9 protein-coding genes and 2 pseudogenes are annotated in these 15033 nt (G+C 68.4%); 7 read left to right on the top strand and 4 right to left on the bottom strand.

Annotation, left to right across the window (positions count from 1 at the left end; genetic code table 11):
* Positions 1-125 precede the first annotated feature (125 nt).
* Entirely contained in the window at positions 126-443 is a 318-nt protein-coding gene (locus ACZ7M3_RS43145; protein ID WP_472071112.1) for a hypothetical protein, read from the top strand.
* A 797-nt stretch (positions 444-1240) separates the two neighbouring features.
* Here ACZ7M3_RS43145 and ACZ7M3_RS43140 read toward each other — a convergent pair.
* A complete protein-coding gene (locus ACZ7M3_RS43140) occupies positions 1241-1576 on the bottom strand; it encodes a hypothetical protein (protein ID WP_472071276.1) in 336 nt (111 codons plus the stop codon).
* The gene (locus ACZ7M3_RS43135; protein WP_472071266.1) at positions 1470-1832 is read right to left on the bottom strand and encodes a transposase; all 363 of its coding nucleotides are present in this window, start codon (positions 1830-1832) and stop codon (positions 1470-1472) included. Before ACZ7M3_RS43135 ends, ACZ7M3_RS43140 begins: the two co-directional genes overlap by 107 nt.
* A 1092-nt stretch (positions 1833-2924) precedes the next feature.
* Here ACZ7M3_RS43135 and ACZ7M3_RS43130 point away from each other — a divergent pair.
* The gene (locus tag ACZ7M3_RS43130) at positions 2925-4163 is read left to right on the top strand and encodes a hypothetical protein (RefSeq protein WP_472071110.1); all 1239 of its coding nucleotides are present in this window, start codon (positions 2925-2927) and stop codon (positions 4161-4163) included.
* Between the two features lie 79 nt (positions 4164-4242).
* Positions 4243-4986, top strand: a pseudogene (locus ACZ7M3_RS43125) (IS630 family transposase); the annotation flags it as partial.
* Between the two features lie 5 nt (positions 4987-4991).
* Here ACZ7M3_RS43125 and ACZ7M3_RS43120 read toward each other — a convergent pair.
* Positions 4992-8266: pseudogene (locus tag ACZ7M3_RS43120) on the bottom strand (PHP domain-containing protein); the annotation flags it as partial.
* Between the two features lie 223 nt (positions 8267-8489).
* Here ACZ7M3_RS43120 and ACZ7M3_RS43115 point away from each other — a divergent pair.
* From ACZ7M3_RS43115 to murJ, 3 genes are all read left to right on the top strand, one after another.
* Entirely contained in the window at positions 8490-8981 is a 492-nt protein-coding gene (locus tag ACZ7M3_RS43115) for a DUF2975 domain-containing protein (protein ID WP_472071108.1), read from the top strand.
* Positions 8981-9202 carry a helix-turn-helix domain-containing protein gene (locus ACZ7M3_RS43110; RefSeq protein WP_472071106.1) on the top strand — a complete coding sequence of 74 codons (222 nt, stop codon included), beginning with the start codon at positions 8981-8983 and terminating at the stop codon, positions 9200-9202. Before ACZ7M3_RS43115 ends, ACZ7M3_RS43110 begins: the two co-directional genes overlap by 1 nt.
* Before the next feature lie 385 nt (positions 9203-9587).
* Complete coding sequence (gene murJ / locus ACZ7M3_RS43105) at positions 9588-11156, top strand: murein biosynthesis integral membrane protein MurJ (protein ID WP_472071264.1); 1569 nt, start codon at positions 9588-9590, stop codon at positions 11154-11156.
* Positions 11157-11171: 15 nt separating this feature from the next.
* Here the strand turns inward: murJ and ACZ7M3_RS43100 are convergent, their stop codons facing one another.
* Positions 11172-11333, bottom strand: coding sequence for a hypothetical protein (locus ACZ7M3_RS43100; RefSeq protein WP_472071104.1), 162 nt, complete (start codon positions 11331-11333; stop codon positions 11172-11174).
* A gap of 590 nt (positions 11334-11923) precedes the next feature.
* On the opposite strand from ACZ7M3_RS43100, the gene ACZ7M3_RS43095 reads away from it, so the two are divergent.
* Entirely contained in the window at positions 11924-14725 is a 2802-nt protein-coding gene (locus ACZ7M3_RS43095) for a SpoIIE family protein phosphatase (RefSeq protein ID WP_472071102.1), read from the top strand.
* Positions 14726-15033 lie beyond the last annotated feature (308 nt).

The raw sequence follows: 15033 nt of genomic DNA, 5'->3' as shown, positions 1-15033 counted from the left end.
GCCAGTTCGAAACAGAGCCGGACCTGATCAGCTGAGACAGCATCCGGGATTCAACCAGCCAAGACCACATCACCCGAGATTCCCGGCATCCCCACGTCTCAAGTGAACTGGTCGCCCCGGCCGCCGTGCTGCGCTGCGGGGACGCGGGGGACGTGCGGGACGCGGTCACCGCGGTCCGCGACCGGGGACTGGAGATCGCAGTGCGCGGCGGCGCGCACAGCGATCCCGGGCTGTGCCTGGTGGACGACGGTGTCACCATCGACCTGTCACTGATGAGCGGGCGAGTCGATTGCCCGAGTGGGCTCTGCCTCGGCCGCCTGGTGAAGGGCCGCCCGATACCTCATCGGCGGGCTACTCACGCAACCGCTGGAGTCAGCCTTGGGACCGCCTTGCAACCATCGACTCGGCCAGCCGGATCACGCTGCAACAGGTCCAGGCACTGACAGCTGTGGACTGGGACGCGCACCTGCCCTAGTTCGGTACTTCCCATCCAGGCTGGGTATTCGATAAATGGCAGCCCGGCAGTGAGCCCTGACGGTCTTCGCGGCTCCCGGACGACGCCGAGGCCGTGCTCGGGGTGTCAGGGCCCGAGGCAGGAGAGTGGTGGCCCTGCCCATCGGTAGTGCCACGATGATCAGTCGCGTTCGTGCTCTCGTGAACAGGCACTCAGCGAACGTCTGACCTACCGTCAGCGCGCGGCCTGTGCCAGTCGTATCCCTGAGCGTGCACCTCGGGCGGGGGCTCGCTTCTTCAGACCCGAACCGTGTCTGACCGTTTCGGCGCCGGCCCGTCACGTTCGTGGAAGACGCCGGGGCTCACCTCGTCGGACTGCTCGACGACAACCGATGCCAAATGGACAGGCCACCGAGCCTCTCGGTTCCAGGTTGCTCCTGACGGAGCGTGATACATGCCCCAGCCAGCCAAGAGACTCGCGCCGGTCAGGTCCACGCCGAACAGGCAGGGGTCTCGGTGATCGCGTAGGCAGAGGCGTCGGGCACGCGAGGGAGAGCAGCCCGCGCGGGGCTGCTTCGTGCTGGGCGCGCTCGGCGTCCGTCACCACGCCTCCAGGGTAGGCCAGGGAGCCACAGCGGATCCCGTCGCCGCATGACGCAGAACGAGCAGCGGTAGTTCGCAACCGTGTCCAGCGTGAGCAGGAGCTGGACGGCTGCGTCTTCGTCCCGGCGGACGGTGCCGGTGGCATCGGGCTGTGCCAGTGCCGCCTGACCCATGATCACCTCGATCAGGTGGGTGACGTGCTTCTCTGCCGTCTTCCAGTCCGGTTCGGCGCCCGCAGCGGCATGGGCGAGGGGTGGCGGGCACCGAAGGCCCGCACCGCCTCCCTGACCGTCTCGGGGCCCTGTTCATGGGTACAGGCGTCGGTGTTCGCGTTCGAGGCGAAGGGCAGCGGACTCGCCCTGGGCCTTCGCCGGTGTCCGCAGCGGTGACCTGCACCGCGAGCGCCGAGGGTGTCAACGACGGCGTGGCGCTTGCGGCCGTTGATCAGTTTGCCGCCGTCGAAGCCGCACCTGTCCGCGCCGACGACGGCGTCCGCCTTGACCGACTGGGAGTCGATCACGCCTGCGCTCGGCTCCGGGTCCCGGCCTGCCTGCCTGCCGGCGGACCTTCCCTCGTAGCCGGTCGTGGAACTCGATGGCCGTGTCGTGGTCGCGCCGGCGGCGGAAGAAGGCGTAGACCCCGTCCCACGGCGGGAAGTCCGTAGCGACGGCCCGCCACTTGGTTCCGTTGTCGACCAGGTAGCGCACCGCGTCCAGCTTCGTCCGGTGGCAGTACGCTTCCGGCTGTCCCCCACGTCCCTGAAGCCAGCCCGGCATCGGCAGCAGCGGACGGACCACGGCCCACTCCGCGTCCGTCATGTCGGCGGGATAGCGCCGCTCACGCGTCCCGTTGTCCGCGGCGTTCCCGAACCGGTGCGCGAGACAGACACACGATGGGGCGACCGGACTGGACCCCGTTGGCGCGAGGGCGTACGAATGCGACAACCCCTTCGCCTTGAACCGCCACGTCGGCCGCCGATCGCGAGCGTTGATTCGATAGGAGAGTTTCGAGGAGTGCATCGAACCGGGGCGCTTCAGGTGCCAGTCCGCTTCCCGCAGGCGCCTGATGCCGTTGTCGAGATTCCGATGCCTGCGCTGCCAGCGTACGGAGAGGGCGGCGGCGACGGTGGGAAGTATGCCGTTGCGGCGGTGCAGGAGGGTGGGTGCGTGGGCTGCCTCGGCGCATGACCAGGAACCTTTGATCTTCGTAGGCGTGTCCGAGCATGGGCGGACTACGCTGCGCCGCGAGTGCTTGAGGACCTTGATGAATGAGACGCGGCCCGGATCGATCCCGTTGTCGTCGGCCAGACCTACGATGATCCGCGTAGGGCGGTGATGCACAGTCAGGTGCACCCAGAACTCCTGACGCACCAGATCGGGTCACCCGAGCGCAGGACCACGACCGACCCGCGCTGGAACGTCTTGATCTGCCGAAACGCCGCCTCCGCCTCCCATATCGCGTGGCAAAGCCCTGCCAACTCTGCTGCTGGATGGCTCGTGATCGAGCCTCGTCTGCCGATAGCACCGATCAACGCAGGTCGGAGCAAGCGAACCGACGCGAACCGCCCTCTGGAACCCAGCAGGTTGCGTTGGACTTTGGTTACGGTTGACGCGTAGATACCCTGATGACTCGCGCTCAGCGCTTCCGATTGCACCGTCACCGAATGGTGTCGGTATGGAATTTGCTGCCGCCGTGAATGCGCGTGCGGTGTGTCACTGGCGGCTATTCAGGTGAGGGCCTCTCGGTTGAATTGTGATCGCAGCTGGGCGTGTTACCTTCCCGCCGATTGATCCGACATGAATCATTTCTGCCGGTGTTCCGGTACCACTTACGGGAACGACACTCGCGATCCGCCCGAAGGAGCCCCGATGCGTCAGAGCATCTCTCGTATCGCCCCCATTCTCATGGGACTCACCATCGCCGCTTTTGACGTCGTTACGCTGCCCGCTACCGCACAACCTGCCAACCCGGATCCGGACCTACTCGGCGTGTCGCAGTCGGCTACGGCGCCTACCAACCCAGGGCTCGGCACTCCCTCCGCCGAGGCAAGCAGAACCACTATTGCCACCAGCCGGGCGCCGATCATGAACGTGACCAGCTGCAGCGAGAGCGACCTGCAAGCCGCGATCGGCGCTGTCGCCACAGTGGGCGGCACGGTCAACCTCAGGCCCGGCTGCACCTACACCCTCACCGACACCGTACCGCCCAACGGCGATAACGGACTGCCGGTCATCAAGAATAGCGTTACGATCAACGGATGCGGCGACATCATCACCCGAGCCGCAACCGCGGCGAATTTCCGTTTCTTCGAAATCGGCGGCCCCAATGGAAACCTCACTCTCAACACCCTGACCCTCAGCAACGGTCACGCGTCCACTGGCCTTGGCAACGGCCGGGGCGGTGCGATCTGGCTCAATGGCGCCGGTTCCGCACTGACGCTGAACAACTCCAGCCTCACCACCAACACGGCCGACTCGTATGGTGGGGCCATCGACAATGAGCATGGCGCGGTGAGCGTCAACAGGAGCACGCTCCACAACAACAAGGCGAGTGCTGGCGGGGCCGTGTTCGTCAACCCATTCGGAGGTTCCGGCACGGCGACCTTCGACAGAAGCAGGATCACCGGCAACCACGCAACCATCCTGGCTGGCGGGATCGCCGCCGCCGTCGGCACGAAGGTGACGTTGACCGGCACCCGGGTCACCGGCAACGACGTCACCGGTAACAATGCGCAGGGTGGCGGCATCGCGCAAGCCGGAACCATGTCGCTGAAGAGAAGCGAGGTCGTTGGCAACACCACCACCGGTGCAAATGCGCAGGGCGGCGGCATCTTTAACACTAGCGGCACGGTGCAGCTCACCAGCAGTCCCGTCGCCGGCAACACCACCAACGGCACGAACTCCCGCGGTGGCGGCATCTTCAATACGGGCTCCGGCTCGGTGGCTCTCACCCGTAGCCCGGTTACCAACAACCGGGCGCTGGGAACGGGAGCAGACGGTGGCGGCGTCTTCAAAGCCAGCGGCACGGTGACGCGGGACGCCGGTCCCATCTCCCGTAACCGGCCCAACAACTGTGGTAGCCCAAGCACCGTACCCGACTGCTCCTAGTGTCCTGCGCCAGTAGTTGATCGTTAGTAGTTGCGTGACTTCTGCTGCTGGTGCGTCAGTTCCTCGCCGGGGCCCGAAGCTGGAACCGTTACTTCTGTCCGTGGATGAGCGGGCGGTGTTGGAACGGTGGACGCGTCGGGCGACATCGGCCCAGGCCCTGGCCCTGCGCGCTCGGATCGTGCTGGCGTGCGCGGGCCCGGAGGTACCGCCGATCGTCACGGTCGCCCGGGATCTGCGGGTGACCGCGGACACCGTCCGCAAGTGGCGCCGACGCTTCCTCGCCGAGCGGCTGGACGGGCTGGCCGACGAGCCCCGGCCGGGCCGGCCGCCCACCATCAGCGTCGATCAGGTGGAAGCGGTCGTGGTCACCACGCTGGAACAGCTCCCGAAGAACGCCACCCACTGGTCACGGACATCGATGGCGCAGCACAGTGGTCTGTCGAAGTCGACCGTGGGCCGGATCTGGCGGCAGTTCCAGCTCAAGCCGCATCTGGCGGACACCTTCAAGCTGTCGACGGACCCGTTGTTCGTGGAGAAGGTCTACGACGTCGTGGGCCTGTACTTCAACCCGCCCGAAGGGGCGGTGGTGCTCTCGGTGGACGAGAAGTCACAGATCCAGGCCCTGGACCGGTCCCAGCCGGTGCTGCCGATAATGCCGGGCATGCCCGAGCGGCGCACCCACGACTACGTGCGCAACGGCCTGACCACGCTCTTCGCCGCGTTCGATGTCGCCACGGGTGAGGTCATCACTGCCCTGCACCGCCGGCACCGGGCCGCGGAGTTCAAGAAGGTCCTGATCCGGATCGACAAGGAGGTGCCCGCTACCTGAATCCGAGCCCCGGCCGTGCCGTCGGCGAGAGTGCGTTGGGGCGTGGCTGGCTGGGCCAGGGTGGGGGCCGGTCCGGTGCGGAGGTTGAGGGCGGCCTGCGGTCCGTGATCGCGGCGGGCGGCGGCCACCTCGTCCAAGTTCCAGGCCAACTCGCCGACGACGGTGCGGCGCGGGCCGCGCGCCTCGACGGTACCGCGCACCAGCAGCAGCCCGGAGTGGAACACGGTGTGCGCGACATGCTCGTGGGAGTCCTCGAAGAAGGAGATGTCGACCAGGCCGGAGCCGTCCTCCAGGGCGCAGAAGATGACACGCTTGCCGGACGGGACCGGCGGCGTCTGCGTGGAGGCCCGTACCCCGGCGACCAGCGCCTTCTGTCCGGGCACCATGCCGGGCAGGTGCGCGGCGTCGGTCACGCCGAGCTCGCGCAGCAGCCGGTGGTAGTGCTCCATCAGATGCCGGCTCACGTCGATGGAAAGGGCGTCGAGTCCGGCGCCGAGTTTGTCGCGGCTGGTCATCTCCGGCAGGCCGCTGGGAGTCGCGGTCACCAGCTCGCCGCCCAGCGGCAGCTGCCCGTCGGTGGCGGTGCGGTTGCGGGACTGCCGGTGCAGTTCGGTGGCTTGCAGCAGGTCCCGCCGGGTGAGGCCGGGGGAGAGGGCATCGAGGGCGCCGATACGGATCAGGCGCTGCGCGAGCGGCAGGGACGGGCGGGCGCGCTGCCACATATCCTGCAGGCCGGTGTAGGGCTGGCCGGCCACCAGGCGGGCGGTCTCCGCCTCACTGATGCCCTTGACCGTGGAGAACGCCAGGCGCACCCCCAGTCCCGCCCGGTCTCCTCCACCCCGTGCTGCCCGCGGGAGTGGCTGACGTCGACGGGCAGCACGGCAACGCCGTGGCGGCGGGCATCGGCGACGATGACCCGGCGCGGCCACATCCCCGGACCGTGCTTCAGCAGCCCCGCATACAGATACGCCGGGAAGCGCGCCTTCAAGTACGCGGAGTGCAGGGCGAGGACGGCGAAGGCCACCGCGTGCGCGTGGCAGAACCCGTACGCGCCGAAAGAGGAGACGATCTCCCACACCTGGTCCAGCACGTCCTTGGCGTAGCCGTGCTCACCGGCCGCAGCCGGTCATCGGGGCGAGGATCGCGATGATCTGCTCGTGCCAGATGACCACGCCATAGGTGTCGTTGAGTACCGGCTCCAGGTCCGGGTGCGGGTACTTCGGGGCGGCGCCGTGCCGGGCGGCGATGAACAGCGCGGGCATGCCCCCGGACACGGGGCCGGGCCGGAAGAGCGAGATGTCAGCAACGACATCCTCCATGTGCCGCGGCTGAAGACGGCCCACCAGATCCTGCTGGCCAGGGCTTTCGAGCTGGCAGAGACCGACGGTGTCCGAGGCCCGGATCATTTCGAAGGCCTGCTGGTCGTTGAGGCCGACGTGGTCAGGGTTGTCCAGATCAATCGCACGTCCGGTCGTGCGGCGGATCTCGGAGACCGCATGGGTCATCGCGGACTGCATCCGCACGCCCAACACGTCGAGCTTGACCAGCCCGAAGCCCCCGAGCTCGATGTCCTCCTTGTCGGCCTGCACCATGCTGTAGCCGGCCGGAGTCGGTTGTACCGGAAGCCGGGCCAGGAGCGACGCGTTCGAAAGGATCACCCCGCACGGGTGCATGGCGTAGCCGCGGGGCAGCGCGTCCAGGCCCTCGGCAAGCTCCCACAGTGGCCCGAACTTCCCTGCCTACACGGAGAGTTGCCGCAGTTCCGGCAGGTCGGCCAGGGCGGCGCGGATGTCCCGGGCCCGGATGTGCGGGAACGATTTGGCGACGTCGCCGACGACCTGGGCGGCAGCCCGAGGGCGAGCCCGGTGTCCCTGAGGGGGTGCCTGGCCCGGTAGGTCTTGGGCATGCCAGTGACCGCGGTTCGCTCCCGGCCGAACCGCTCGATGATTGCGTCATACACCTCCAGGCGCCGCTCGGACTCCACGTCGAGGTCGATGTCCGGCAGCGAAGTACGCCGCTCGCTGAGGAAGCGCTCGAAGAGGAGCCGGTGTTCGAGAGGGTTGGCCGTGGCGACGAAAAGCGAATGGTTGACCATGGAGGCGGTACCGGAGCCGCGCGCGGCGACCCGGATCCCGAGCGCCCTGGTCTCCGCGACCACCTGGGCCACGGCCATGAAGTACGGCTCGAAGGCCGTGTGTCCGATGCGTCCTGCTCGTATCGGAGTTGCTGAACGGCGCGCTCGTCCGTGTCCAGGCCGCGCGCAACCGTGCCGGCCTCGCACCGCTGCCGCAGCAGCCGCATCGCCGAACCGGTCTCCGCCGTCGCGCCTACGACGGGCGGTTCGGGGAATCGCGGCCGTCCCAGCCTGGGGTCTGCCGGGGTGAAGGTGCACGACTGGCCGGCGGTCTCGGTCTCGGCCAGCAGGCGCACGGCCCGAGCACGGCCGTCGCCAACGGCCTGCGCAATCCGCTCGGCGGCCGCAGCCATGGCGGCCGGGTCCTTCAGTCACCGCTCGCTGCCGTCCAGGTGACGGCGGTCGACGGGCCGCAGCAGCCGGGCCGCATCGAGGACATCGGCCAGCCGGTGCTGGTCGGGGTCGGCGTAACGGACCGAGTTCGTCAGCACCGCGCGACGCCAAGCTGGTCGGCCAGGCCCACGGTTCGCGCGGCCAGCCGCAGCGAGACCGCGCCGGTGCCCTGACGGCCCAGATACACGCTCTCCAGGCTCAGCCGCTCACCAGCCGGCTCCCGCCACGGCGCGAGCAGCTGCTCGGCGACGTCGGGGCGGCCCGCGGACAGGGCCCGCATCGGCTCGGACGAGGGGCCGTGCAGTACCACCAGGTCCTGGTCGGCGTACCCGCGTAGGACCGGCCAGGTCACGACCGGCAGAGTTCCGTCGGCCTCGGCGTGCGCGGCGGAGACCAGACGGCACAGCCGCGCCCACCCCGACACGTTCTGCGCGAGCAGGGTGATCCGCAGCGGCGGCTCCATCACGTGCGCGCCGCCGCGTACAGGCGTACGCGGCCGTCGGGCAGCCGGGGCCGGCGAGACAAGCGGAACGACGGCGACGTCGATGCCGAAAGCCGGACGGATGCCGGCGGCCGCCGCGGCTGCGGCGCAGCGGACCGTCCCCGCGAGGGTGTCCCGGTCGGTCAGCGCGAGCGACGTCATACCGTGCTCGGCCGCGCGCTGGACGAGGACATGGGGAGGGCGGCGCCGTAGCGGGCGGAGTAGCCGGAGGCGACGTGCAGATGGGTAAATCCACGGCTCCGCACCTCCTGTCTCCGCGTGTCCCTCCCCCTGACCTGTGACCTCTCCAGATATCCACCAGAGTCGCCCCCGGCTGTTGTGACGTTCGGTGTGACCGGTCGCGATAGGTGGCGGATGCTCGCGCTTGTCGGCGAAGGCCCCGAGTCGGCTGCCAGTCTCCGTCCCGACCCTTGTCTTACCTATCGATATTCGATAGATTCCCATCGCAACTCGATGGAAGGATGGGTCGTGGGAAAGCTGACAGTACGTGCGCTGCGCGCCGTGCTCGTGGTGGTGCTTGCCGGCACCGTGTTCGTACAGGCAGGGATGGTGTGGGTGTTGGTCAGCGGGAGCGACCCGGAGGACGGGTCGCTCCCGCTGACCCCGCTGCGCGTGATCACGATCCTGGGCATGGTGTCGGTCCAGGTCGCCGTGGTCTGCGTATGGCGGCTGGTGACGATGGTGCGACGCGGAACCGTGTTCTCCCACGCCGCCTTCCGGTACGTGGACGGCGTGATCGGCGCGATCGTGGCGGCTGCCCTCGTGTGGTTCGCGGTCACGGGCATCAATGCGCCCGGCCAGCGGGACGACCCAGGCGTCACCCTCATCATGGGCGGGGTCGGCGTGGCCATCCTGGGGGTCGCGCTCCTCGTGCTCGTGCTGCGGATGCTGCTCGCCCAGGCCGTCGCGCGCGACGTCGAAGCGTCGCAGATGCAGGCCGAGTTGGACGAGGTGATCTGATGTCGATCGCCGTCGACATCGATGTGATGCTGGCCAGGCGGAAGATGTCCGTGGGCGAGCTCGCGGACCGCGTGGGGATCACGCCCGCCAACCTGGCGGTACTCAAGAACGGCCGCGCCAAGGCGGTGCGCTTCGCGACGCTCGCCGCGCTCTGCGAGGTGCTTGAGTGCCAGCCGGGCGACCTGCTGCGCTGGGAGGCCGAGGACGCCGCAGGCGGATGACGTGCCCTTCCAAGATCATGGAGTTCTCGGCGCCTCGTGATCCGAGCGGAAGACCCTGCATGCCGACGCGTCATCACCGATCCCGCCTGCCCGAACAGAAGTACCGTGACCTGCGAGGACTCCACGGGCGAACCGCCAACTATTGCGAACGGTCACACAGCGATGGTTGGCCACTCGCAGAGCTACTTGGCCACAACGGCGTCCTGGGTGGCTTGTCCTGGACCTCGATTTCCGAGGCGAGTCCAGGCGGGTGAGGACCTGATCGTAGATTGTGCGCATGATCGAGGAGACGTCGCCCGAGCGGTTAGAGCGGTCCACGAGACGGAGGCACGCGGCCCCGAAGAAGCCGAAAGGTGGGGGCGGGCTGCTGCGTTCTTCCGTGCTGATGGCGGCGGGCACGGTCGTCTCGCGTGCCACGGGGCTGATACGGCAGGTGCTGCAGGCGGCCGCGCTGGGTACCGGGTTGCTGGCCACTACCTACAACCAGGCCAACACGATACCTACGAGTTTGTACTTCCTGCTGATCGGCGGCGCTCTGAACTCTGTCCTGGTTCCCCAGCTGGTCCGGGCCCGGGCGGAAGACGCTGACGGCGGGGCCGCGTTTGAGCAGCGCCTGGTCACCCTGGTGCTGTGCGTCCTCGGTGCGGGCACTGCGGTGGCCACGTGGGCCGCCCCTGAGATCATCAGCGTCTACCAGCGCGACACACCCGCCACGCACGGCGCGTTCGAGTTGACCGTGGTCTTCGCCCGCTTCCTGCTCCCGCAGATCTTCTTCTACGGCGTGTTCAGCATCTTCGGTCAAGTCCTCAATGCCCGGAATCGGTTCGGCGCGATGATGTGGACCCCGGTCCTCAACAATCTCGTCCTGATAGCCATGTTCGGCCTCTACCTCGGTCTCATCACCGCTCCCGAACAGGTCTCGGACATCACCGACTCCCAGGTCCGGCTGCTCGGGGTCGGAACCACACTCGCGTTGGCCCTTCAGGCTCTCGCCCTGATCCCCTACGCCCGCACGGCCGGCTTCCGGTTCCGCCTGCGCTTCGACTGGCGAGGCAACGGACTGCGCAAGAGCGTGAACGCGGCCCGCTGGACGTTGCTGTTCGTGCTGGCCAACCTCGTGGCGAGCACCGTGGTCACCCGCCTGGCCTCTTCCGCTGACGCTGCTCTGCCTCGCGACGGCGTCGGCTACACCGCCTACAGCTACGCCCAGCAGATCTGGATGCTGCCCCAGTCGATCGTCACGGTCTCCCTCGTGACGGCCCTGCTCCCGCGCATGAGCCGGGCCGTGGCCGAGCACCGTCTTGACGACCTGCGCGCCGACCTGTCACGGGCACTGCGGGTCAGCGGCGTCATCATCGTCCCGGCCGCCTTCTTCTTCCTCGCCTTCGGCCCGCAGATCGCACAGCTGCTGTTCGCCCAGGGAGCCGCCGACACGGCCGCCACCGTCCCTCTGGGGCACATGCTGCAAGCCTTCGGTCTGGGACTGATCCCGTTCTCCGCCCAGTACCTCCTGCTGCGCGGCTTCTACGCGTTCGAAGACACCCGCACGCCGTTCCGGATGGCGTTGTGGATCAGCAGCATCAACATTGCCCTCGCCGCGGCCTGCCGCCTCCTGCTGCCCCCGCACTGGGCCGTGACGGGGATGGCCGCCGCTTACGCCCTGTCCTACGCGATCGGCCTGCTGTTGACCGCCTTGCGCCTACGACGACGCACGGAAGGGCTGCTCGATGGCCGCCGGATCAGTCGCACCTACGCAAAACTGACCACGGCCGCCACCGCCGCCGGGGGAGCCGGGTGGCTCATCGCCCGCTCCTGCGACCAGAGCCTGGCATCGGCCTCCTGGACGCCGGTGCTTTCGCTGGCGGCGGGCGGCATCGCCATGGTCCTTCTCTTCATGCTCTTCGCGCGGATCTTGCGGATCGCGGAACTGCGCAGCCTGCCGGGGCTGGGCTGACCCCGGCACCAGCGGTCACTGATCGCCGTGGTGGTGGCCCTGATCGGGTAACGCCTCCTGCGCATGCTCATAGACGCGCCATGCCTCGTCGGGGAGGTGGCTGCCGGCCTGCGCTCCCATCCGCAGCATCCCTCCGTCCTTGAGACATCCGACCGACGCGACGACGAGTTCCTCCACTGGCTGGAGGAGATCAGAGCCCATGGGCGAGGCAGTGCGGAGCGTCCGACGTTCACGTATTCAAAAGGGTGAAAATAATTTCATTTATCTCTTGATGTGCGAGGTGGGGGAGATCGAGCCTGGAGGAGGCAAAGACCAGTGGATGCCCCGGGAGCGGCTCCCATGCAAGAACATCTGCTTTCTTCCCAGATGGGGGGCGCAGACGAAGCCGTCCATGAACTCGACATCGACACGGTGCAGGCGCTGCGGCACGCCCTGCGTGAAGAACTGGCCCAGTAGGTCCACGGCCTCGACCTCGACTTCGCCGGGGTCGACTTCCGTGACTGCTCCGGCCCTAACATCCTGCTGCACATCCGCCGCCTGGCCCTGGTGGAGGCCAAGACGGTCCGCATCCGGACGGCGGGGATCGCGGTAGAGCGCCTGCTCGCACCTACTCGCACTTGGCCGCTCTTCGCGCACCCGGATGACGCCGGTCCTGGAGTGCTCCCTCGGCCTACCACCGTCGCCCTGAAGTGCCGAACTCAGTTAATGCGGCGGCGCGACGGACGTGATCGGCGTCGGCTTCCCCGCGGCGGTGTTATCAAGGGTGTATGGAGGTATTTTCTGGGCGGCCTCGGAGCCCGGAACGTCATCCGCTCATCGGACGCTCGCGGCAACATCGGGCTTCCCTGCTGGACCTGCGCAGTGTGGCCGGTCAAGTATTCCTTCTCCAGGTCGTCATCGTGGTCCTGCTGGTCGTGGCCGCGGTGGCGGCCATGGTGCTCCAGACGTCGAGTGACGCGCTGCAACGGGGGCGTCGTGAGTCGGTCGTCGCGGCCCAGTCGTTCGCGTCTGCCCCTGGCACGGCCGAGGCGCTGCGGAGCACTGATCCGACGGCGGTGCTCCAGCCGCGGGCCGAGGAGGTGCGGAAACGCACGGGCGTGGACTTCGTCGTCGCCATGAACACGCGGGGGATTCGTTACACGTATCCCTATCCGCGGGAGATCGGGAAGAAGTTTGTCGGCACGATCGCACCGGCGCTGAAGGGCCATACCGTCGTCGAGCAGGCCGGCGGGCCGCCTCTGCCCGCGGGCAAAGGGACGGCCGTCCAGGCCGTGGTCCCGGTGACCGACTCGGGCGGCAAGGTGGTCGGCCTGGTCTCTGCCGGAATCACGGTCAAGAACGTGGCGGCACTGTGGCTGCCGCAGCTGCCGATCATCCTGGGCAGCGGCGCGGCCGCGCTGGCGCTGTCCATGACGGGAACGACGCTGGTGGCCCGGCGGCTGCGTCGGCAGACGCACGGCCTGGCCCCGGCGGATCTGGCGCAGCTGTACGAGCATCACGACGCGGTCCTGCACGCGGTGCGGGAAGGAGTGCTGATCACTGACACCGACGGACGACTGCTGTTGGCCAACGACGAGACGAGGCGTCTGCTCGACCTGCCGGCGGACGTGCAGGGGCGCCCGGTGCGGGAGCTGGGACTGCCGGAGCCGATCACGCGTCTGCTGTCGTCGCCGGAGGCGGTCACCGATCAGGTGCATCTCGCAGGGGACCGATTGCTGGCGGTGAACAAGCGGCCAACGTACCCCCAGGCCGACCAGGGAGGCAGCGTGGTGACCCTGCGGGACACCACGGAGCTGGCGGCGGTCTCGGGGCGGGCCGAGGTCGCGCGGGAGCGGCTGAAGCTGCTCTACGAGGCCGGGGTGCGGATTGGCACGACGCTGGACGTGGGACGAACGGCGCAGGAACTGGCCGACGTTGCGGCGCCGCAGTTCGCCGACCTGGTGACGGTGGACCTGCTCGACGCGGTACTGCGGGGGTGGGAGCCGACGGCGGAGGGCTGGCGGCATCTGCGCCGGGCGGCGATCGGCGGTGAGCAGCGGATGATCCCGGTGTATCCGTTGGGCGAAGTGATCACGTTCTCGCGCCGAACGCCGCAAATGCGGACGCTGCAGGAGCGACGGGTCATGCTGGAGGCGGACCTGCGGCAGGCATACGGCTGGCGGGAGCAGGATCCGGAGCGGGCCCGGAAGGCCCTGGAGTGCGGGTTGCGTTCGCTGGTGACCGTACCGCTGCAGGCGCGGAACGTGCCGCTGGGCGTGGTGAACTTCTACCGGACAGTGGATTCCCCGGCGTTCCAGCCGGAGGATCTCTCCTTCGCGGAGGAACTGGCCGTGCGGGCGGCCCTGGCCATCGACAATGCTCGGAGGTTCACCCGGGAGCACGCGATGGCGGTGACGCTGCAGCGCAGTCTGTTGCCGCGGGCACATCCGGATCAGGACGCACTGGAGGTGGCCTGGCGGTATCTGCCCGCGGAGGCGGGGGTGGGCGGGGACTGGTTCGACGTCATCCCGCTTCCGGGCGCTCGGGTGGCCCTGGTCATGGGTGACGTCGTCGGTCACGGGCTGCACGCGGCGGCGACGATGGGCCGGCTGCGCACCGCGGTGCACAACTTCTCCACCCTGGACCTCCCCGTTGACGAGGTGCTCGGGAACCTGGATGACCTCGTTGTCAGCATGGACAACGAGGAGAACGCGAGCGGTGCCGCGGAGGGCCACGAGGGGGAGGGGGTGACCGGAGCGACCTGTCTCTACGCGGTCTACGACCCGGTGGCGGGGGCCTGCACGATGGCCCGTGCGGGACACCCGGAACCGGTGTTGGTGCGTCCGGACGGGACGGTCACCTGTCCTGGCGTCCCGGCCTCGACGCCGCTCGGCCTGGGCGGCTACCCCTTCGAGACCGCCGAGCTCTCCTTGCCAGAGGGTTCACAACTGGTGCTGTACACCGACGGCCTGGTGGAGGACCGCACCCACGACATCGACGTCGGGATGGAGAGGCTGCGCCGGGCATTGGACGGTTCCGGGCGCCGCACTCCGGAGGAGACGTGTCAGGCGGTGATCGACGCGCTGAAGCCGTCACACTGCTCCGACGACATCGCGCTGCTGGCGGCGCGTACGCGGATATTCCCGCCTTCGCGCGTGGCCGAGTGGGACGTGCCGTCGGACCCGGCGGCGGTTCCCTCTGTGCGGGCGCGGTGCAGGGAGACGTTGCGGGAGTGGGGACTGGAGGAGACCGGATTCGCCACGGAACTGATCCTCAGCGAGCTGATCACGAACGCGATCCGTTACGGCTCGCCGCCGGTCAGTGTGCGGCTGTTGCACGGACGCTGTCTGACCTGCGAGGTGTCGGACGGCAGCGGCACCTCGCCGCGCCTACGGCGGGCGGCGACCACGGACGAAGGCGGGCGGGGGCTGTTTCTGGTGGCGCAGTTCGCCCAGCGATGGGGAACGCGGTACACGACCCGCGGCAAGGTCATCTGGACGGAACAGTTTCTCCACGACGGCACATCCGCCGTCCCGAGCCGGACACCGGTCGACTTTCTTCTCGACCAGTTCGATGATCTCGACGCGTGAGCCCGCATGGTCCACCAGCGCCGCGCCCTGTCTGTACCCGACACCAGTCCCGTCACAACAGCCTGCACCCCGGACCGGGCTGGAGGACCATCCTCGTATTGTCTGTGTCGAAAGTGGCTGGTTGTGACTCAGTGGCCTGTGTTTCTATTCCGGACCGAACGTCGAGAGGTCCGGGGCGCCTGGTGAGAGGCCGAGCCTCTACATCCGGCAGAGGGCTGATGGCGATGTTGAGGAGTGCGTGCGGGTCCTCGCGGAGGGCCATTAGCTTGACGGCATCCGGTGAACTGGCCTGAGTGCCTGGACATCAG

The organism is Streptomyces sp. NPDC111656 (assembly GCF_055656965.1).
Note: the sequence above shows the minus strand (reverse complement) of the source record. Positions and strands in the feature narration are given on the sequence as shown.

Excerpts from the sequence above, each read along its gene's own strand:
- ACZ7M3_RS43135 (WP_472071266.1), bottom strand. The coding sequence starts at position 1,832 with ATGCCGGGCTGGCTTCAGGGACGTGGGGGACAGCCGGAAGCGTACTGC.
- ACZ7M3_RS43130 (WP_472071110.1), top strand. The coding sequence starts at position 2,925 with ATGCGTCAGAGCATCTCTCGTATCGCCCCCATTCTCATGGGACTCACC.
- ACZ7M3_RS43110 (WP_472071106.1), top strand. The coding sequence starts at position 8,981 with ATGTCGATCGCCGTCGACATCGATGTGATGCTGGCCAGGCGGAAGATG.
- murJ (WP_472071264.1), top strand. The coding sequence starts at position 9,588 with ATGGCGGCGGGCACGGTCGTCTCGCGTGCCACGGGGCTGATACGGCAG.
- ACZ7M3_RS43095 (WP_472071102.1), top strand. The coding sequence starts at position 11,924 with ATGGAGGTATTTTCTGGGCGGCCTCGGAGCCCGGAACGTCATCCGCTC.